General features: G+C 58.5%; 18 protein-coding genes. 15 read left to right on the top strand and 3 right to left on the bottom strand.

Annotation, left to right across the window (positions count from 1 at the left end):
- Positions 1-459 precede the first annotated feature (459 nt).
- The 3 genes from A15D_RS02780 to A15D_RS02790 form a co-directional block, all read right to left on the bottom strand.
- Positions 460-2,274, bottom strand: a complete 1,815-nt coding sequence (locus tag A15D_RS02780) for an acyl-CoA dehydrogenase C-terminal domain-containing protein (RefSeq protein ID WP_102790679.1) — start codon at positions 2,272-2,274, stop codon at positions 460-462.
- Positions 2,275-2,573: 299 nt separating this feature from the next.
- Entirely contained in the window at positions 2,574-3,383 is an 810-nt protein-coding gene (locus A15D_RS02785; RefSeq protein ID WP_022985911.1) for an SDR family oxidoreductase, read from the bottom strand.
- 102 nt (positions 3,384-3,485) lie between these two features.
- Positions 3,486-5,186, bottom strand: coding sequence for a potassium/proton antiporter (locus tag A15D_RS02790; protein ID WP_022985910.1), 1,701 nt, complete (start codon positions 5,184-5,186; stop codon positions 3,486-3,488).
- 369 nt (positions 5,187-5,555) lie between these two features.
- On the opposite strand from A15D_RS02790, the gene mnmG reads away from it, so the two are divergent.
- From mnmG to glmU, 15 genes are all read left to right on the top strand, one after another.
- Entirely contained in the window at positions 5,556-7,451 is a 1,896-nt protein-coding gene (mnmG, locus tag A15D_RS02795) for a tRNA uridine-5-carboxymethylaminomethyl(34) synthesis enzyme MnmG (RefSeq protein WP_102790680.1), read from the top strand.
- Positions 7,448-8,077, top strand: a complete 630-nt coding sequence (rsmG, locus tag A15D_RS02800; RefSeq protein WP_102790681.1) for a 16S rRNA (guanine(527)-N(7))-methyltransferase RsmG — start codon at positions 7,448-7,450, stop codon at positions 8,075-8,077. Before mnmG ends, rsmG begins: the two co-directional genes overlap by 4 nt.
- Positions 8,078-8,236: 159 nt before the next feature.
- A complete protein-coding gene (locus A15D_RS02805; protein WP_022985907.1) occupies positions 8,237-9,034 on the top strand; it encodes a ParA family protein in 798 nt (265 codons plus the stop codon).
- Positions 9,035-9,148: 114 nt separating this feature from the next.
- Positions 9,149-10,066, top strand: coding sequence for a ParB/RepB/Spo0J family partition protein (locus tag A15D_RS02810; RefSeq protein ID WP_102790682.1), 918 nt, complete (start codon positions 9,149-9,151; stop codon positions 10,064-10,066).
- A gap of 63 nt (positions 10,067-10,129) precedes the next feature.
- Positions 10,130-11,233, top strand: coding sequence for a hypothetical protein (locus tag A15D_RS02815; protein ID WP_102790683.1), 1,104 nt, complete (start codon positions 10,130-10,132; stop codon positions 11,231-11,233).
- Between the two features lie 236 nt (positions 11,234-11,469).
- Positions 11,470-11,898 (top strand): ATP synthase subunit I, encoded by a 429-nt coding sequence (locus A15D_RS02820; protein ID WP_233192030.1) that lies wholly within the window; start codon positions 11,470-11,472, stop codon positions 11,896-11,898.
- Between the two features lie 16 nt (positions 11,899-11,914).
- A complete protein-coding gene (gene atpB / locus A15D_RS02825; RefSeq protein WP_022985904.1) occupies positions 11,915-12,823 on the top strand; it encodes a F0F1 ATP synthase subunit A in 909 nt (302 codons plus the stop codon).
- Positions 12,824-12,879: 56 nt separating this feature from the next.
- Positions 12,880-13,101, top strand: coding sequence for a F0F1 ATP synthase subunit C (gene atpE / locus A15D_RS02830; protein WP_007151035.1), 222 nt, complete (start codon positions 12,880-12,882; stop codon positions 13,099-13,101).
- 49 nt (positions 13,102-13,150) lie between these two features.
- Positions 13,151-13,621 carry a F0F1 ATP synthase subunit B gene (locus tag A15D_RS02835; RefSeq protein ID WP_022985903.1) on the top strand — a complete coding sequence of 157 codons (471 nt, stop codon included), beginning with the start codon at positions 13,151-13,153 and terminating at the stop codon, positions 13,619-13,621.
- 15 nt (positions 13,622-13,636) lie between these two features.
- The gene (locus tag A15D_RS02840; RefSeq protein ID WP_022985902.1) at positions 13,637-14,173 is read left to right on the top strand and encodes a F0F1 ATP synthase subunit delta; all 537 of its coding nucleotides are present in this window, start codon (positions 13,637-13,639) and stop codon (positions 14,171-14,173) included.
- Positions 14,174-14,189: 16 nt separating this feature from the next.
- Positions 14,190-15,734 carry a F0F1 ATP synthase subunit alpha gene (gene atpA / locus A15D_RS02845; protein WP_102790684.1) on the top strand — a complete coding sequence of 515 codons (1,545 nt, stop codon included), beginning with the start codon at positions 14,190-14,192 and terminating at the stop codon, positions 15,732-15,734.
- Positions 15,735-15,757: 23 nt separating this feature from the next.
- Positions 15,758-16,618, top strand: coding sequence for a F0F1 ATP synthase subunit gamma (atpG, locus tag A15D_RS02850; RefSeq protein ID WP_102790685.1), 861 nt, complete (start codon positions 15,758-15,760; stop codon positions 16,616-16,618).
- 42 nt (positions 16,619-16,660) lie between these two features.
- The gene (gene atpD / locus A15D_RS02855) at positions 16,661-18,043 is read left to right on the top strand and encodes a F0F1 ATP synthase subunit beta (RefSeq protein ID WP_102790686.1); all 1,383 of its coding nucleotides are present in this window, start codon (positions 16,661-16,663) and stop codon (positions 18,041-18,043) included.
- Positions 18,044-18,063: 20 nt separating this feature from the next.
- A complete protein-coding gene (locus A15D_RS02860) occupies positions 18,064-18,486 on the top strand; it encodes a F0F1 ATP synthase subunit epsilon (RefSeq protein WP_102790687.1) in 423 nt (140 codons plus the stop codon).
- A gap of 120 nt (positions 18,487-18,606) precedes the next feature.
- Complete coding sequence (glmU, locus tag A15D_RS02865; RefSeq protein WP_102790688.1) at positions 18,607-19,965, top strand: bifunctional UDP-N-acetylglucosamine diphosphorylase/glucosamine-1-phosphate N-acetyltransferase GlmU; 1,359 nt, start codon at positions 18,607-18,609, stop codon at positions 19,963-19,965.
- Positions 19,966-19,996 lie beyond the last annotated feature (31 nt).

The raw sequence follows: 19,996 nt of genomic DNA on the forward strand, positions 1-19,996 counted from the left end.
AATCGCCTGGAAAGCATCATGCGACCCTTCCTGTAGGAGCCTTGCTTGCAAGGCGATCCCCGAGCCCGGGCGAGGGTCAACACCGTATCATCGAGAGGGAACAAAGACTCCCAAGATAAAAACCCGGGGGAAATCCCGGTTTCCCGGTATGCATTACGGTGAAGGTCGATTTGCGCGAGGTCGGTTTTCGCGGCGGAACCTCCGTTTCCACAGCCGCTTCTATCACAGGGTAAGGCGTTCGATTTCTCCTCCCCCGCAGGAACGTAGCACCGCACGAAGAGCGGCCCCGAAGGGGTGAGCGAAGCGAATCACCTTGCTCGCAAGGCGATCCTGGCCAAAGCGAGGTCCTGTTCCTGCAAAAGAAAGACAACCCCTGTTGCGTGCAAACCAAAAAAAGGGGCGGCCATCAGGCCGCCCCTTTTTGCATCCGACGTCAGTCACCTGACGCCTGACGATCACTTACTCGTAATCGAACGAGAAGTGCTCTTCTTTCAACTGCATGGTGCTCTTGGTAGGCTTCAGCGCGGCTTCGGCATGGCCTTTGGCGCTGGGCAGCATACGCTCGAAGTAGAACTCTGCAGTGGCCAGCTTGGCTTTGTAGAATTCCGCCGGCTCGGCACCGCCGTTCTCCAGCTTGTCCTTGGCAACGCCTGCCTGCAGTGCCCAGAAGTACGCCATCATGGCGTAGCCGCTGTACATCAGGAAGTCGTAGCTGGCAGTGGAGACCATGTCGCGGTCCTTGGCAGCCACCAGCATGATGCGGGTGGTCAGGTAGTTCCACTCTGCCGCGATTTTCAGCAGCTTCCAGGCGAACGGACGCAGCTTCGGATCACGCAGGTTCTTGGTGCCGAAATCCACCAGCTTCTTGCTGAAGTCACGAACACATTTGCCTTTGGTGCTCAGCAGAACCTTACGGCCCAGCAGATCCAGTGCCTGGATACCGGTGGTGCCTTCGTACAGGGTAGAGATCCGCGCATCGCGCACGATCTGCTCCATGCCGTGTTCCTTGATGTAGCCGTGGCCACCGAACACCTGCATGCCGTCGTTAGCCACTTCCAGACCCTTCTCGGTCAGGAAGCCCTTCAGGATCGGGGTGAAGAAGCCCAGCTCGCTGTCCCAGTGCTCGTACTTCTTCATGTCGTCTTCCAGGATGCCGGAAATCATGTTGTCGGCGTACTGGGCGGCGAAGTAGATCATGGCACGACCGCCTTCGGCGATGGCCTTCTGCTTGAGCAGCATGCGGCGTACATCACCGTGATGGATCAGGCTGTCAGCAATCTCATCCGGCTGTTTCTTGCCAGACAGGGCACGCATGGACTTACGCTCTTTGGCATAAGGCAGTGCGCCCTGATAAGACAGTTCGGCGTGGGCAATGCCCTGCATGGCGGTACCCAGACGGGCAGTGTTCATAAAGGTGAACATGCACTCCAGGCCCTTGTTTTCCGGACCGATCAGGAAGCCGGTCGCGCCGTCAAAGTTCATCACACAGGTAGCGGAGGCTTTGATCCCCATTTTCTTTTCCAGGGAACCGACGCTGACACCGTTGTCTTCACCGATCTTGCCCGGCAGGTACTTGGGCACGATGAACAGGGAAATCCCCTTGGTGCCTTTGGGGGCGTCCGGCAGACGAGCCAGCACGATGTGGACGATGTTTTCGACCATGTCGTGATCGCCGGACGAGATGAAGATCTTGGTGCCGGTAATCTTGTAGCTGCCGTCAGCTTGCGGCTCGGCTTTGGTTTTCACCTGGCCCAGGTCGGTACCACATTGGGGTTCGGTCAGGCACATGGTGCCACCCCAAGTGCCTTCAGTCAGCGGCACCATGTAGGCTTGTTTCTGCTCTTCGGTGCCGTGCAGCTGGATGGTGTTCATAGCGCCGAGTGACAGACCCGGGTACATGGAGAACGACCAGTTGGCGGTGGCCATCATTTCCTGCTTGAGCAGGCCCAGAGACATGGGCAGGCCCTGGCCGCCATATTCCACCGGGTGGCTCAGACCTTGCCAGCCGCCGGCGACAAATTCGTTATAGGCTTCCTTGAAGCCTTTCGGGGTCACTACCACGCCGTCTTTCAGCTCGCAGCCTTCTTCATCGCCGCTCTGGTACAGGGGGGCAATGGTGTTTTCGCACAGCTTGGCCATTTCACCGATGATGGCTTCCACCATATCCGGGGTGGCTTCTTCACCATTGGGCAGAGTCTTGTAGTGACTCTCGAAATCGAACACTTCGTTCATCAAAAAGCGCATATCGCGCACGGGGGCCTTGTAAGTCGGCATGGAAATTCCCTCGTCAGAATCAGTCAGGCTGTCATAAAGAGCCAAAGGTGGTCTTAAACGGACAGCGGATCACGGGGCGCATTGTTGGGGAAAGCCAGCGCAAAGACATTGACTGCCAAGGCGGCAGGGGCGCGGCGTTAGGGTGAATGGGCGTTCACGGGGTGTTGAGCTTCGAGCTGTTAGCGACGAGCTGTCAGGAAAACCACAAACATCGCAACAACGCCGCTGCGCTACGTTCCCACAGCAGCTCCGTAGAAAGGGTTTTCCTCACAGCTCAAAGCGCATAGCTCACAGCTGTCTTACTTCTTTCCCTTCCAGCTATACATGGAAGTCGACACCCCGATGCGGTACGCCACTTCATCCCAGGCCTTGCGCGGCAGTGCCGCCTTGAGCAGCTCGGTGGATTTGGCGATGGCCGGCTCGATGACAAAGCTGTCTTTCTTCTGCATGCCGCGAAGAATGCTTTTGACCACTTTCTCCGGGGTCAGCATGGGGGTGAACATGGGCGTCTTCACCCCGTCGAACATGCCGGTGGAAATGTAGCTGGGGCACACGGTGGTCACATGCACGTGTTTGATCTTGCGCACGTCCAGTTCCAGCCGAATGGATTCGGAAAAACCCACCACGGCCCATTTGCTTGCCGCGTAGGTGCTGCCATAGGGCAGGCCAACAAAGGCAGAAGCGCTGGCGATATTGACCAGGTAACCTTCCTTCGCACTGATCAGGTCATCCAGAAACGCATGGGTGGTGGCCATCAGCCCTTCGCTGTTGATGCGAAAGGTATTGAGGTGCTGCTCCAGATCCACCTGCTCGAACTCGCCACCGAATACCACGCCTGCGTTATTGATCAGCCCGGTGATGGGCCCCACATCGGCGTGCAGCTTGTCGCGGAATTTGGCGATGCTGGCAAGCTTGCTCACATCCAGCACATAGGGATGGGCCTTGCCGCCGGCGGCCTTGATACGGTCGGCGACCTCGCGGGCGGCACTGATACGGCGAGCGGTGACAATCACCTCGGCCCCCTTGCGCGCAAACTCTTCTGCCATCAGGGCGCCGATACCGGCACCGGCGCCAGTGATCAGAATGCGGTGATTATCAAAACGGGCCATGGGTCATCCTTGTTGGTGTCGACAGTGAATGCGGGGGTCCATGCTCGCATGCCCGCCCCGCCACAGTAAGGATAATAACCGTCAGGGCAGGGATATGTTGTGCTATCCCGGCAGTTTCAGACCGGCCAGCACCACTTGCCCATTTTCGACCGAGCGGGCGCGCAGACGCAGGCCACTGATGCGTACCGTATCTCCGACCACGGCGTGCTTGCCGACCTGTTTGGTAAACAGCTCGGCCACGGTGAGTCCCTGCCAAAGGGGGGGAGGAGATTCCACCCCGTAGACGGCCACCAATTGGGCCACCGGGGTTTTGCCGAGCACGGAAAAGTCCCCGTAATAGCGTTTTTCGTCCTGACTCATCTTGTGGCACAGGTCAGACAGCGCCGATTTCTCGGACAGGGGAGCCAGCCAGGAAATCAGGTCGCCGGCTTCAATGACGGGCTCGTCCCGTGGGCTCAGCACCGTGTGATTGCGGTACAGCATCAAGGGCGTGCGCCCGTCATCGGACAGCTCAGCCAACGGTTTGCCCACCGCCCGGGCGCCGTCTTCCACCTGGAACTGCAGTAAATAGCGGTCCCGTGGGGCGGCCAGGGCGACCGTCTGCCGGGGTTCGGTGGAGGGCGGCACCGAGACTTTCAGGCGTCGCGCCATAAAACGCAGGCTCGCGCCCTGGCCAATCAGGGAAATCAGTACCACCACCAGAGTGATATCAAACAACAGGTAGGTCTGTTCCACCCCGGCCAGCAACGGGAACACTGCCAGCACGATGGGCACGGCGCCGCGCAGCCCGGTCCAGGCAATGAACATTTCCTCGCGCCAGGTAAAGCGGAACGGCAGCAGGCTGATCCAGACGGCCAGCGGCCGCGCCAGCAGCATCAGGAAGGCCGCCACGGCCAGCGCCCAGGCCAGGTGTTCGGTCAGTCGCGACGGCGTGACCAGCAGACCCAGAATCAAAAACATGCCAGATTGGGCCAGCCAGGCCATGGAGTCCATGGACTTGAGGACGTTGTCGCCGGTCCCGCCGCGGCGATTGCCCGCCACCAGGCCAGTCAGGTAGATCGCCAGAAACCCCGAGCCGCCCACCAGGTTAGTAAGCGCAAACACCATGGCGCCGCCAGAGCACAGCAGCAATGCATGGAGCCCTTCATTGCTGCGCACCCGCAGCAGCAGTTCGCTGATCACCACCCCCAGCACCAGTCCCATCAGTGCGCCAAGGCCGAATTGCTGCACCAGGGTCACCAGCATGCCAATGCCCCACTGGGCATCTGGATTGACCAGTAATCCCACCAGCATCAGGGTGATGAAGATGGCCATCGGGTCGTTGAGTCCGGATTCGATTTCCAGGGTACTGGCGACCCGCTCGTTCAGGGACACACCGGCCCCCTTGATCACGCTGAACACCGCCGCCGCATCGGTAGAACCAATAATGCCCCCCAGCAGCAGGCCCACTCGCCAGTCCACGCCCATCAACCAGGTGGCAAAGGCGCCTACCAGCCCGGCAGAGATGGCCACCCCGAGGGTGGCGAGACTGAGCGCCGGCTTCAGTCCCAGCTTGAAGGTACTGAGCCGGGTGCGCAGGCCGCCATCCAGCAGGATCACGGCCAGGGCAATGTTGCCAATCACATAGGCGGTGGAAAAATCATCGAAATCAATCCCGCCAAGGCCGTCTTCCCCTGCCGCCATGCCCACCAGCAGGAAAATCAACAGCGACGGCACCCCGAAGCGAGCGCTCAGGGACCCAAGCAGCAAGCCGGTGAACATCAGCCCGGTGCCGATCAGCAGGAATAAGTTCAATGAATCCAAGGAGTTTTCCGGTTAAGTGAGATGAACGATCTATAGTAGAATAGCTTACACGCAAGTGGCGCCAGGCTGCATGCTCTCTGTAGGAGCGTCGCTTGCGGCGCGATTCCAAACCAGGATCAAAAACCTTTCCACCACAGCGCGCACTGGGTTCACAGAGAAAACCGTGTTTCCTTAGTGACCTCTGCGCGCTCTGTGGTAAATCCGGTTTAATCGCCGTGGTTTATCGCGCCGCGAGCGAGGCTCCTACGGTAGGGTTTGGTGGCATGGTGTGAGACGCGTGACACTTGCGGCGTGGGGCGTTCTTTCTATACTATCGCGCCCCTTTGATCATATTTTGAGCAGCAGGCAAACCTGCAAGGTTGTTGTCAGATGGATTATTCCCAGCGTTTTGGCGTGATTGTGATCGGTGGCGGTCATGCCGGTACCGAAGCCGCCCTGGCGTCTGCGCGCATGGGCGTGTCCACCCTGTTGCTTACCCACAATATCGAAACCCTGGGTCAGATGAGCTGCAACCCGGCCATCGGCGGTATTGGCAAGAGCCACCTGGTGCGCGAGATCGATGCCCTCGGCGGGGCCATGGCCCGCGCCACCGATAAAGGCGGCATCCAGTTCCGTGTGCTCAATGCCCGCAAGGGCCCGGCAGTGCGCGCCACCCGTGCCCAGGCGGACCGCATCCGCTACAAGGCGGCGATCCGCGAGACGCTGGAAAATCAGCCCAACCTGACCATCTTCCAGCAGCCCGTTGACGACCTGATCGTGGACAATGGCCGCTGTGTTGGCGCTGTTACCAACATGGGCCTGCGTTTTCATGCCAATGCGGTAGTGCTGTGTACCGGTACCTTCCTGGGCGGCGTGATCCACATCGGTCTGGATAACCACCAGGGTGGCCGTGCCGGCGACCAGCCCTCCAATGCGCTGGCCCGCCGTCTGCGCGAGCTGCCGTTCCGGGTGGATCGTCTGAAAACCGGGACCCCGCCGCGTATCGATGGAAAGACCGTGGATTTCTCGGTGATGGAAGAGCAGTGGGGCGACACCCCGCTGCCGGTGATGAGCTATCTGGGCAAGGTGGAAGAGCACCCGCGCCAGATCTGCTGCTATATCACCCACACCAATGCGCAGACCCATGACATCATTCGCAGTGGTTTCGACCGCAGCCCCATGTTCACGGGGGTGATCGAAGGCACCGGCCCGCGCTATTGCCCGTCCATTGAAGACAAGGTGAATCGCTACCCGGACAAGGACACTCACCAGATCTTTGTGGAGCCGGAAGGCCTCGACACCCACGAGCTGTATCCCAATGGCATCTCTACCAGCCTGCCGTTCGATGTGCAGCTGCAGGCGGTGCGTTCCATCCGCGGCTTTGAAAATGCCCACATTACTCGCCCTGGCTATGCCATCGAGTATGACTTCTTCAATCCCCAGGATCTCAAGCACAGCCTGGAAACCAAGCATATGCCGGGGCTGTTCTTTGCCGGCCAGATCAATGGCACCACCGGCTACGAAGAAGCCGGGGCCCAGGGGTTGCTGGCGGGCCTGAATGCCGCCCGCCTGAGCCTCGAGCAGGATGCCTGGACCCCGCGCCGTGATGAGGCCTACATCGGCGTGCTGGTGGACGACCTGATTACCATGGGTACCCAGGAGCCTTACCGCATGTTCACCAGCCGGGCCGAATATCGGCTGTTGCTGCGTGAAGACAATGCCGACCTGCGTCTGACAGAGAAAGGGCGCGAACTGGGGCTGGTGGACGACGAGCGCTGGGCGGCCTTCAATGCCAAGCGCGAGGGCATGGAAAAGGAAGAGCAGCGCCTGAAAAATACCTGGGTGCGGCCACAGACACCGCAGGCTGAAGCGGTGAACCAGCTGATCGAGAACCCGCTGACCCGCGAATACAGCCTGTTGGACCTGCTCAAGCGTCCGGAGCTGGATTACGCCAGTCTGGCCAATGCTGTGGCGCTGGAAGATCGCCCGTCCGCCGAAGTGGTCGAGCAGATGGAAATTCTCGCCAAGTACGCCGGCTACATTGACCGTCAGACCGACGAGATCGAAAAGCTGCGGGCGGCGGAAACCACGGCTCTGCCGGCGGATTTCGACTACGAGCAGGTGAAAGGCCTGTCCAACGAGGTGAAGCAGAAGCTCGGCACCGTGCGCCCGGACACCCTGGGCCAGGCGGGCCGGATTCCCGGGGTGACCCCGGCGGCCATTTCCCTGCTGATGATTTACCTGAAGAAACACCACCACCAGAACAAGGCCGCCCAACACGCATGAGCCTGCCCGCACAACTGGCTGACACTCTGGCCCGGGGGATCGACACCCTCGGCCTGCCCCTCAGCGACGACCAGCAACGCCAGCTGATCCACTACGTGGAACTGCTGGTCAAATGGAACCAGGCCTACAACCTCACCGCCATCCGCGACCCGCAGGAAATGGTGACCCGCCACCTGCTCGACTCGCTGGCGGTGCTGCCGTTCGTGGGCGAGGGCGACACCCTGGATGTGGGAACCGGTGCCGGCATTCCCGGCATTATCCTCGCGGTATCCCGCCCGCAGCAGTCGTTCACCCTGCTGGATTCCAATGGCAAGAAAACCCGCTTTGTGCGCCAGGCCCGCCGGGAACTGGGGCTGGATAACGTGGAGGTTGTACACGGTCGCGTGGAACAGTACCGTAAAGCGCCATCACAGATAATTTGTCGGGCCTTTGCCTCCTTGTCGGACATGCTGGCGCTCATGACGTCCATAATGACCGACAATACCCGGCTACTGGCCATGAAAGCGGCCAGCACGGAAGACGAACTGGCGACCCTGCCGCAAGGCTGGAAGGGTCACCACCACAGTCTGCAGGTGCCGGGTCTGGATGAGGCGCGCACCCTGGTGATCGTAGAGTCGGTTTCGTAGGTCGGAAATGGGCGTCAGCCCATCTCCGACAGGATGCCACGGGGTGGAGCGATCGGTGGAGATTGCCTCCGGCAATTTCCCCCCTACCCAAAACGGGTTGCAGGGTTTTGCGTCGAGCATCCAGCCTCTGGCGCCAGGCGTACTATCAAGGAGAACAGCGTGACCACCGTATTTGCCGTAGCGAACCAGAAAGGCGGCGTGGGGAAAACTACCAGCAGCGTGAATCTGGCCGCCTCCCTGGCAGCCACACGCAAGAAGGTGTTGCTGGTAGACATTGATCCCCAGGGGAACGCAACCACCGGTTCCGGTGTGGACAAGTTCGACACCGACTACACCATCTACGACGTACTGTGTGATGAGGTGCCCACCGAAAAGGCCATCGTCAACACCCCGGAAGACAGCGGCTTCGACCTGATCACCGCCAACGGTGACCTGACGGCGGCGGAAGTCCAGCTGCTGGACATGAAATCCCGTGAGTTCCGCCTGCGCAACGCGCTGGCCCGCATCCGCGACAATTACGACTATATCCTCATCGACTGCCCGCCGAGCCTCAATATGCTCACGGTGAATGCCCTGACCGCGGCAGACTCGGTGATCGTGCCGATCCAGTGCGAATACTACGCCCTGGAAGGCCTCACGGCCCTGATGAACACCATCGAAAAAATCCGCACCGTGCTGAACCCCAAGCTGCACATCGGCGGCCTGTTGCGCACCATGTACGATCCGCGCAACAGCCTTTCCAACGATGTCTCCAACCAGCTGATCAGCCACTTTGGTGACAAGGTGTACCGCACCATCATTCCGCGCAACGTGCGGTTGGCGGAGGCTCCCAGCCACGGCGCCCCGGTGATTACCTATGATCCCAAGTCCCGTGGTGCGGTAAGCTACCTGGCACTGGCCGGCGAAATCCTGCGCCGCGAACAGGCCCTCAAGACTCAACCTGCCGCGGCATCGTAATTGCACGGCAGATGACACGCATTACCTGTGGGAGCGGTCGTTCAACCGCGATTTTCACACTGGAACGGGGATCGCGGTGGAACCACCGCTCCCACAGAAGAACAAGGAACCACCATGGCGGCAAAGCGTAAACGCGGTCTCAGCAAGGGCCTGGATGCCCTGCTCAGCAGTAATGAGTCCTACCAGCAACGGCAGCAGGACGAAGTGAGTGTGGAGGCCGGTGAGCAACCGGATCCGGTGACCCAGCCACCCCGCGACGGTGAATTGCGCCACCTGCCGGTGGAATACATGGAGCGTGGCCGCTACCAGCCGCGCCGTGACATGTCTCCGGATGCCCTCGAAGAGCTGGCCGAATCCATTCGCGCCCAGGGGGTCATGCAGCCCATCGTGGTGCGCCCGCTCGGCGAAAAGCGCTACGAGATCATCGCTGGCGAGCGTCGCTGGCGTGCCGCCCAGATGGCCGAGCTGGACACCATCCCGGCGGTAGTGCGCGAAGTCCCGGACGAAGCCGCCATTGCCATGGCGCTGATCGAGAACATCCAGCGGGAAAACCTCAATCCCATGGAAGAAGCCATTGCCCTGGGTCGCCTGAAAGAAGAATTCGGCCTGACCCATCAGCAAGTGGCTGACGCAGTAGGTAAATCCCGCGCCATGGTCACCAACCTGCTGCGCCTGATGAGCCTGGAGCCTGACGTCAAAAAGCTGCTGGAACACGGCGACCTGGAAATGGGCCATGCCCGTGCCCTGTTGGCGCTGGACGGCAACAAGCAGATCGATGCGGCCCGCACCGTGGTGGCCAAGGGGCTGTCCGTCCGCCAGACCGAAGAGCTGGTGCGTGACTACGAAAAGGCCAAACCCGCCAAACCGGCCGCCCCCAAGGAAGACCCCAACGTTAAAGCGCTGGTCAACGACCTGTCCGATCGCCTTGGGGCGCCGGTACAGATCCAGTCTGGCCAAGGGAGCAAGGGCAAGCTGGTGATCAGCTACAACAACCTGGACGAGCTCGACGGCATCCTCGCCCATATCAAGTAAGGGGCGGCACTCGGCGCCGATCGCGCTAGAGTCAGGGAAGAACAAAAAGAACCAGAGAGAGCCATGGGAAAGTTTATCTTTCGGGCGCAGTCGTCCAACGGGGAGCTGGCTGGCGTTCAGGAAGCGGCCACGGCCGCCGAGGCGGTTGCCCAACTGGAATCTCAGGGCCTGACCGACGTCCGGCTACAGAGCCATGTCCTTGCTGCCTCGCAGCCGCTGCAGACGCATGGTCTCAGCGATAGCGACTATGCACGCAATTATCGCTACTTCCAGACGAATCAAGGCTGGACGGCCTTTCTGAAGGCGTTTTTACGCCAGAACTGGTGGCTTTGGCCGCTGGCTTTAGCGATGGCGGTTTGGTGCGTTACCACAGGGGATCTTTTCTGGGCCGCTCTGGCTTTGGCGTTACCCATTGTTTTGCTGGGCTGGGGGGCGTGGAAATATCGCGATGCTCAACTATTCAATCAGGTGCTTGCTGCTTGCGCTCGTGGCCAGTGGCAGGCAGGCAAGGATGCTATTGAAGTATTGCGCCGCCGGGTAAAGGACCCGGCCGTGCAAATGGAGCTGGCTGTGCACGAAGCCTGCATTCTGGCCCGGGAAAATCAGCAGGAAGCGGCGCAAGCGGTACTGGATGAATGGAAGCCGCTCATGGATAACCTGATGCCGGGCATGTATGTGGCGCATCAGGCGCGCCTGGCATTGGCGCGACGCGACTTCGCAGCCGTATGTGAGCTGCACCGCCAGGCAATGGAGGCTACCGGCGGTGATGCAGCCATGACCCTGGACTATGCTCTCATGGAAGCCCGCTATGGGTCTTCAGCACGGGCACACTGTGTTTTGCTGGAGGTGTCAGCCGCAACCCTGCCTGAATACGGCTATGCATTTTTACCTTGGGTTGAGGGGGTTGTGGCGCTGCGGCAGCAGCGAACGGATGAAGCGCTGGAGAAATTGCAACAAGCCATGTCGGGCCTGCAAGTTTTCGCCGACAACCCCGCGATCTGGCCCACATTGGCGATGATGTCGTCCGATTTGGGGCTGGCCTTGCTTGCGAAGGGGCAGCCGGAAGCCGCGAATGGCGTGGTCGCAGCGGCTTGGCCGGTCCTTTCGGTGCACGGCGATCCGGATGACTTGGCGCTTTTCCGTGACCGCTTCTCATTGCCTGCCTGATCTGCACAGAAAACGGGCAACGATTCCTGATTGCTTGTGAATCAGATTCATTTTTGACTGTGTTGCTATCCTGTCGCGAAAACGGCTCGACCATGGTCGAACATTGACCAACAATCCACGCTCTACGGTTGCCACTTGCGTGCCAACTCCATATACTTCGCCGCGCTAACGATCAGGGGTGCCCAAGACCTTGCGCCTGGTGCGGCATCAACATGCATCAGCCCAGAGGCTTCACGGTGACCACCAGCAACGAATTCCAGGCCCACAGAACATTGTTCTGGGGGTTAATGCGCGCTCAACTAGCCGCCATTGTGGTGTTCGCCCTGCTGGTAACGGTAACGGCCGGAACACTGGCCGGCCTGGTAGCGGCCTGGGGAGGCACTATCAGCCTGATCGCATATGCCTGGGGCGGCTATCAGATATGGCTGCATCCCGGCAATCATGCGCCCAAGCGCATGGCCACCGCAGCAGTACGGGCGGAAATGGGCAAGATCGCAATTATGTTATTGCTGTTCTGGCTCACTTTTTCCAAGGTCCCTGAAACGCGGGAAATGAAAATTGCAATGGTTCTGCTGCTAGGCTTCCTGATCGCCCAGGTCGTGGGCTGGATTCAGGTAGCGCGTCTCGACGGACGCACAGCAGGGCAAGACGGGCAAAACGACTGAGACTGTAGGTATCAATATGGCTGGTAGCTCTCCGGGCGAGTACATCAAGCACCATTTGGGTAATCTGACCTATGGCGAACTGCCCGCAGGCTATGTCCGTGAATGTCACGGTCATGCCGAGACGCTGAGCGAAACCACCTGGACTTTTGCCTGTAACGGTACCGAAGCCAAAGACATGGGCTTCATGGCATTCCACGTTGATTCCCTCGCCTGGTCCGGTGGTCTCGGCATCATCATGTGCCTGTTGTTCTGGCTGGGTGCCCGCAAGGCAACCGCCGGCGTCCCTACCGGTTTCATGAACTTCATCGAAACCATCATTGAATTTATCGACACCCAGGTTCGCGATTCTTTCCACGGCAAGAGCAAACTGGTGGCGCCGCTGTCACTGGTGATCTTCTGCTGGGTATTCCTGATGAACCTGATGGATCTGATCCCTGTGGACTTCATCCCGCAGACCTTTACCTGGATCATGACCACCTTCTTCGGCTGGACCGCACACGAAGCCTACTTCAAGATCGTGCCCAGCACTGACCCCAACATCACGTTGTCCATGTCCTTCTCCGTCATGCTGCTGGTGATCTTCTTCACCATCAAGGCGAAAGGTGTGGGTGGCTTTATCGGTACCTTGGCCCTGCATCCCTTTGAGGCCAGCAACCCGGTAGTGAAATGTCTGTTGATCCCGGTGAACCTGCTGCTGGAGACCATTGGTCTGCTGGCCAAGCCGGTATCCCTGGGTCTGCGACTGTTCGGCAACATGTATGCCGGCGAGTTCGTGTTTATTCTGCTGGCCGCCATGATGGGCACCTGGCAGTTTATCGGTGCCTGGCCGTGGGCGGTATTCCACATTCTGGTTATCACCCTGCAGGCATTTATCTTCATGGTACTCACTATCGTGTACCTGAGCATGGCGGTCGAAGACCACTAAGATTTTTTAAACCGGTTTTTAATTAAACCAACCAAGCACTTAACGGGAGTGTAAAGATGGAAGGCATTCAATTTCTTGCTGCTGCTATCGTAGCTGGCCTGGCGGCCATCGGCGCAGGTCTGGGCTTCGGCATGATGGGTGGCCGTTTTCTGGAATCTGTAGCTCGTCAGCCTGAACTGGCTCCGATGCTGCAAACCCGCATGTTCATCATCGCTGGTCTGCTGGATGCTGTGCCGATTATCTGTATCGCTATCGCGTTCCTGCTGATCTTCCAGTAATCGATCGCGTTTGATCCGGTAAATTACCTAACGCGATTGAGGTGATGGCATGAACATCAACATGACGATCATCGGCCAGGCTATCTGGTTCGCTCTGTTCGTATTCTTCTGCATGAAGTTCGTCTGGCCGCCCATTTCCCGGGCCCTGGAAGAGCGCAAGCAGAAAATTGCCGAGGGCCTGAGCGCCGCAGATCGTGCTGAGCGCGATCTGGAACTGGCCCAGGAAAAGGCGACCGCCAATCTCAAAGAAGCAAAAGAGAAGGCGGCCGAAATCATTGATCAGGCCAATCGCCGGGCTAATCAGATTGTGGATGAGGCTAAAGAAGCCGCGCGCACCGAAGGTGAGCGTCTGGTAGCCAAAGCCCAGTCTGAGATTGACCAAGAAGTTAATCAGGCTCGCGAGCAGCTGCGTAAAGAAGTGGCAGCCCTGGCGTTGTCTGGTGCCGAGAAGGTACTGGGCGGCGAAGTAAACCAGGACGCGCACAAGCAGATGCTTGAGCAGCTGGCGGCTGAACTCTGAGACTACGGGTAACCCATGGCTGAACTGACCACCATCGCACGCCCCTACGCCAAGGCCGCCTTTGTTTTTGCAAAGGAACAAGGCGCCCTGGACAAGTGGGAAAAGATGCTGGGCCTGGCAGCAGCAGTGGCAGGTGATGCCAGCATGCGTGCCTACCTTGACCAGCCGGAACTGGATGACGCCGCCAAGGTTTCTGCCTTTGCAGAAGTCTGTGGCGACGAACTGGACGAAAGCGGGCGCAATTTTATTGCGCAGCTGGCGCACAACAAGCGTCTGCCGCTGTTGCCGGTCATCCTGGAACTGTTCCACGCGCTTCTGGCAGCGGAACAGCAGTTCACCGACGTGGAGCTGGTCTCCGCGTTCGAGATGGACGACGCTGTTGCCGAAAAGCTGGTAGCCGCTTTGAAAAAACGCCTTGGCACCGACGTGAATGTCACCACGTCTGTGGACCAATCACTGATTGGAGGCGTGCTGGTGCGAGCCGGCGATACCGTAATTGATGGCAGTGTGCGTGGCCGACTTAACCGTCTGGCAGAGCAACTGAACTCTTGAGTTTGAGGGATTAGAGATGCAGCAACTCAACCCGTCCGAAATCAGCGAGATTATCAAGTCGCGCATCGCGAAACTTGATACCTCCACCGAAGCACGTAACGAAGGTACGGTGGTTTCCGTATCCGATGGTATCGTGCGTATTCACGGTCTTGCCGATGTCATGTTCGGTGAGATGATCGAGTTTGAGGGCGGCATCTACGGCATGGCCCTTAACCTTGAGCAGGATTCTGTTGGTGCCGTGGTACTGGGTGATTACCTGGGCCTGGCCGAAGGCCAGAAGGTACGTTGTACCGGCCGCATCCTGGAAGTTCCGGTAGGTCCGGAGCTGCTGGGTCGTGTGGTAGACGCCCTGGGTAACCCGATCGACGGCAAAGGCCCGATCAACGCTTCTGCCACCGACGCGGTAGAAAAGGTAGCGCCCGGCGTTATCTGGCGTAAAGAGGTTAACGAGCCGGTTCAGACTGGCTACAAGGCAATCGACTCCATGGTGCCGATCGGTCGTGGTCAGCGTGAGTTGATCATTGGTGACCGTCAGATCGGTAAGACCGCGGTAGCCGTCGATGCCATCATTGCCCAGAAGGGCACTGGCGTTAAGTGTATCTACGTTGCGGTTGGCCAGAAGCAGTCCACCATTGCCAACGTGGTACGCAAGCTGGAAGAGCACGGTGCAATGGATCACACCATCATCGTTGCCGCTTCCGCTTCCGATCCGGCTTCCATGCAGTTCCTGGCCCCGTTTGCCGGCTGCGCCATGGGCGAATACTTCCGCGACCGCGGTGAAGATGCCCTGATCGTATACGATGACCTGACCAAGCAAGCCTGGGCGTATCGTCAGATCTCCCTGCTGCTGCGTCGTCCGCCGGGCCGTGAAGCGTATCCTGGTGACGTGTTCTACCTGCACTCCCGTCTGCTGGAGCGCGCCGCCAAGGTTAACGAAGAATACGTAGAGAAGTTCACCAACGGTGAAGTGAAAGGCAAAACCGGTTCTCTGACCGCCCTGCCGATCATCGAAACCCAGGGTGGTGACGTATCTGCATTCGTACCGACCAACGTGATCTCCATCACCGATGGTCAGATCTTCCTGGAAACCGACCTGTTCAACTCCGGCGTACGTCCGGCCATGAACGCCGGTGTGTCTGTATCCCGTGTTGGTGGTGCAGCCCAGACCAAGATCGTTAAAAAGCTCGGCGGTGGTATCCGTCTGGCGCTGGCTCAGTACCGTGAACTGGCGGCCTTCGCCCAGTTCGCTTCCGACCTGGATGATTCCACTCGTGAGCAGCTGGAACATGGTCAGGCCGTTACCGAGCTGATGAAGCAGAAGCAGTACAGCCCGCTGAGCGTTGCTGAGATGGGTGTTGTTCTGTACGCCGCTAACGAAGGTTACCTGAAAGGTATCGAAATCGAGAAAATCGGTTCCTTCGAAACGGCCATGCTGGACTACATGAACAGCGAAAAGAAAGCGTTGATGGACAAGATCAACGAGAAGGGTGACTACAACGGCGACATCGAGGGTGAGATCAAGGAATCTCTTGATCAGTTCAAAGCCACCCAGACCTGGTAATTCGCTGATAAAAGGTACTTCCTATGGCCAGCGGTAAAGAGATCAAAGGCAAGATTGCCAGCGTCCAGAGCACGAAGAAGATTACCCGTGCAATGGAAATGGTGGCAGCTTCCAAGATGCGTAAGGCACAAGAGCGTATGGCGGCTAGCAAGCCGTACGCCAGCCGTATGCGTCAGGTGGTTGCCCATCTGGCCAATGCCGATCTGGAATACCGGCACAGCTACCTGCAAGAGCGGGAAGTCAAAAACGTTGGCTACATCGTAGTGACCTCCGACCGGGGTCTCTGCGGTGGCCTCAACGTTAACCTGCTCAAGAATGTCGTCAAAAGCGCGCAAGAGTGGAAAGAAAAAGGCGCCAAAGCCCAGTACTGCGTAGTGGGTTCCAAAGGTGTTTCTTTCTTCAAGAGCGTGGGCGGCAATGTGGAAGCCACCGTGAACGGTCTGGGTGACACGCCTCACCTGAACGACCTGATCGGCTCCATCAAGGTTATGCTGGACGCCTATGACAATGGTGCCATCGACCGTCTGTACATCGTGTACAACGAGTTCGTGAACACCATGACCCAAGCGCCCAAGAATATTCAGCTTCTGCCGCTCGAAGCCGGTGAAGATGAAGAACTGAAGCGCCACTGGGACTACATTTACGAGCCTGCCCCGAAAGAGCTGCTCGACGAACTGCTGGTGCGGTTCATCGAGTCACAGGTCTACCAGGGTGTGGTTGAAAACAATGCCTGTGAGCAGGCAGCGCGTATGATCGCGATGAAAGCGGCCAGCGATAATGCCGGTGACATCATTCGTGATCTGCAGTTGGTGTACAACAAGGCACGCCAGGCTGCAATTACGCAGGAAATCTCCGAAATCGTTGGTGGTGCTGCTGCGGTCTAAACTGATAGACCCGGCAAAAACGCAAGTTAAGAGGATGCAAGCATGAGTAGCGGTCGTATTGTTCAGATCATCGGTGCTGTGATCGACGTGGAATTCCCGCGCGAAAACGTACCGAAGGTATATGACGCCCTCACCGTGGACGGTACTGAAACCACGCTGGAAGTTCAGCAGCAGCTGGGCGACGGCGTAGTCCGTACCATCGCCATGGGCTCCACCGAAGGTCTGAAGCGTGGTATCACCGTGACCGACACTGGTGAGCCGATTCAGGTACCGGTAGGCACCAAGACCCTGGGCCGTATCATGGACGTGCTGGGTCGCCCGATCGACGAAGCCGGTCCTATCGGTGAAGAAGAGCGCATGTCTATTCACCGTGCGGCTCCTACTTACGCTGAGCAGGCAGCTACCAACGAACTGCTGGAAACCGGCATCAAGGTAATCGACCTGGTTTGCCCCTTCGCGAAAGGCGGTAAGGTTGGTCTGTTCGGTGGTGCGGGTGTAGGTAAAACCGTAAACATGATGGAGCTGATCCGGAACATCGCGATCGAGCACTCCGGTTTCTCCGTGTTTGCGGGTGTGGGTGAGCGTACTCGTGAGGGTAACGACTTCTACCACGAAATGAAGGACTCCAACGTACTGGATAAAGTATCGCTGGTTTACGGTCAGATGAACGAGCCGCCTGGTAACCGTCTGCGTGTAGCGCTGACCGGTCTGACCATGGCCGAGAAGTTCCGTGACGAAGGTCGTGACGTACTGTTCTTCGTCGATAACATCTACCGTTACACCCTGGCCGGTACCGAAGTATCCGCTCTGCTGGGTCGTATGCCTTCTGCGGTAGGTTACCAGCCGACTCTGGCGGAAGAGATGGGCGTTCTGCAGGAACGTATTACCTCCACCAAGGTAGGTTCCATCACCTCCGTACAGGCCGTATACGTACCTGCGGATGACTTGACTGACCCGTCTCCGGCGACCACCTTTGCTCACCTGGATTCCACTGTATCCCTGAGCCGTGACATCGCGTCCAAAGGTATCTACCCGGCGATCGACCCGCTGGATTCCACCTCTCGTCAGCTGGATCCGCTGGTTATCGGTCAGGAACACTACGACATCGCTCGTGGCGTTCAGATGGTGCTGCAGCGCTTTAAAGAGCTGAAAGACATCATCGCGATTCTGGGTATGGACGAGCTGTCTGAAGATGACAAGCAGGTGGTATCCCGCGCCCGTAAGATCGAGCGTTTCCTGTCCCAGCCGTTCTTCGTGGCGGAAGTATTTACCGGTTCTCCCGGCAAGTACGTTTCCCTGAAAGACACCCTGGCAGGTTTCAAGGGTATCCTGAACGGTGACTACGACCACATTCCGGAGCAGGACTTCTACATGAAGGGTTCTATCGACGAAGTGGTAGAAGCCTACAACAAGCGTAGCAAGTAACCTTCACCGGGAGACAACAAATGGCGATGACCGTGCATTGCGACATTGTTAGTGCAGAACGCCAGCTGTTCTCCGGCCTGGTAGAGATCGTGGTAGCTTCCGGTGTGGAAGGCGACCTCGGTATCATGCCAGGCCACGCCCCGCTGCTGACCCGGCTCAAGCCGGGCCCGGTACGGGTGAAGAAGCAGAATGGTGAAGAAGAAGTGTTCTACGTATCTGGCGGCTTCCTGGAAGTGCAGCCGAAGCTGGTCACCGTACTGGCTGATACGGCAGAGCGTGCCGACAACATGGACGAAGCCGCCGCCGAGCAGGCAAAACAGCGTGCCAAAGAAGCGCTGGAAGGGAAGAACTCCGAAATGGATTACTCCCGTGCCGCTGCTACACTGGCCGAGGCTGTTGCCCAGTTGCGTGCAATTCAACAGTTGAAGAAAAAGGCGCGGTAAGCCGCACTTTTTTGCAAATCTTCAACACAGAAAGGGTAGCCGAGTGCTACCCTTTTTTGTTTCTGTGGTAAAACGGGCCAGGACAGGTTCGTGCAAGCCAACAGCAATAAGGACAGGGTAATGAGTCTAGCGGTAGTCGTTCTGGCAGCAGGCAAAGGCACTCGCATGAAGAGCGCCTTGCCAAAAGTGCTTCACCAAGTGGCCGGCAAGGCCATGGTTCAGCATGTGGTAGATGCTGCAGCCAGCCTGGAAGTCGCCAATACGGTGGTGGTTTACGGCCATGGCGGAGACCAGGTCCAACAAACCGTAAAGGGCGATAATCTGCAGTGGGCGGAACAGGCAGAACAGCTCGGAACGGGCCATGCTGTCGCCCAGGCGATGCCCTTGGTCAGCGAGGATATCGTCCTGGTGCTGTATGGCGATGTCCCCCTGATTCGCCCGGAAACCCTCAAGGAATTTGTCGCCTGTGTGGATGACAAGACGCTGGCACTGATGACCCTGACCCTGGATGACCCCAGCGGTTATGGCCGCATCGTCCGTGACGGTCAGAACAACGTCCAGCGTATCGTCGAGCAGAAAGATGCCTCCGATGCCGAACTGGGTATCCAGGAGATCAACACCGGTATCCTCGCCTGTACCCGCAGCTTCCTGGCAGATTGCCTGCCAAAGCTGTCCAGCAACAATGCCCAGGGCGAATATTACCTGACCGATGTCATCGCCATGGCGGTGCAGTCCGGCCTGAATGTGGAAACCCTGCAACCTGAGTCCGCCTGGGAAGTCGATGGGGTCAACGACCGTGTCCAGCTAGCCCGTCTCGAGCGTATTTTTCAGCGGGCACAGGCTGAATCGCTGATGCGTGATGGGGTCACCCTCCGTGATCCCGCCCGGCTGGATATCCGTGGCTGCGTACAGATCGCCAGTGACGTCATTATCGATGTGAACGTGATACTGGAAGGCGATGTCACCATCGAAGAGGGCGTCACCATTGGCCCGAACTGCATCATTCGCGACGCCAATATTGGTGCTGGCACGGCAATCGAAGCCAACAGCCTGATTGATGGTGCGGTAGTGGGCGACCATTGCACGGTGGGGCCCTACGCACGCCTGCGCCCCGGCACCGAACTGGCGGACAAAGCCAAGATCGGCAACTTTGTAGAGACCAAGAAGTCCTATGTGGGCGAAGGCTCCAAAGTGAATCACCTGACCTACATCGGCGACAGCCAAATCGGCAAGGGCGTGAATGTTGGAGCCGGCACCATTACCTGCAATTATGATGGTGTGAACAAATTCCAGACCGTGATGAAAGATGGTGCCTTCATCGGCTCCAACTCGTCACTGGTGGCCCCGGTGACCATCGGCGAAAACGCAACCGTTGGTGCGGGCAGTACCGTCACCAAGGACGTGGACGACAACGGCCTTGCCGTGGCCCGTGGTCAGCAACGGAATGTGCCCAACTGGAAGCGCCCAACCAAAGGCTAAAAAGCGTCTGTAGGAGCCATGCGTGCATGGC

Source organism: Alcanivorax sp. MD8A (assembly GCF_002888555.1).
In the GTDB taxonomy this organism is placed as follows: domain Bacteria; phylum Pseudomonadota; class Gammaproteobacteria; order Pseudomonadales; family Alcanivoracaceae; genus Alcanivorax.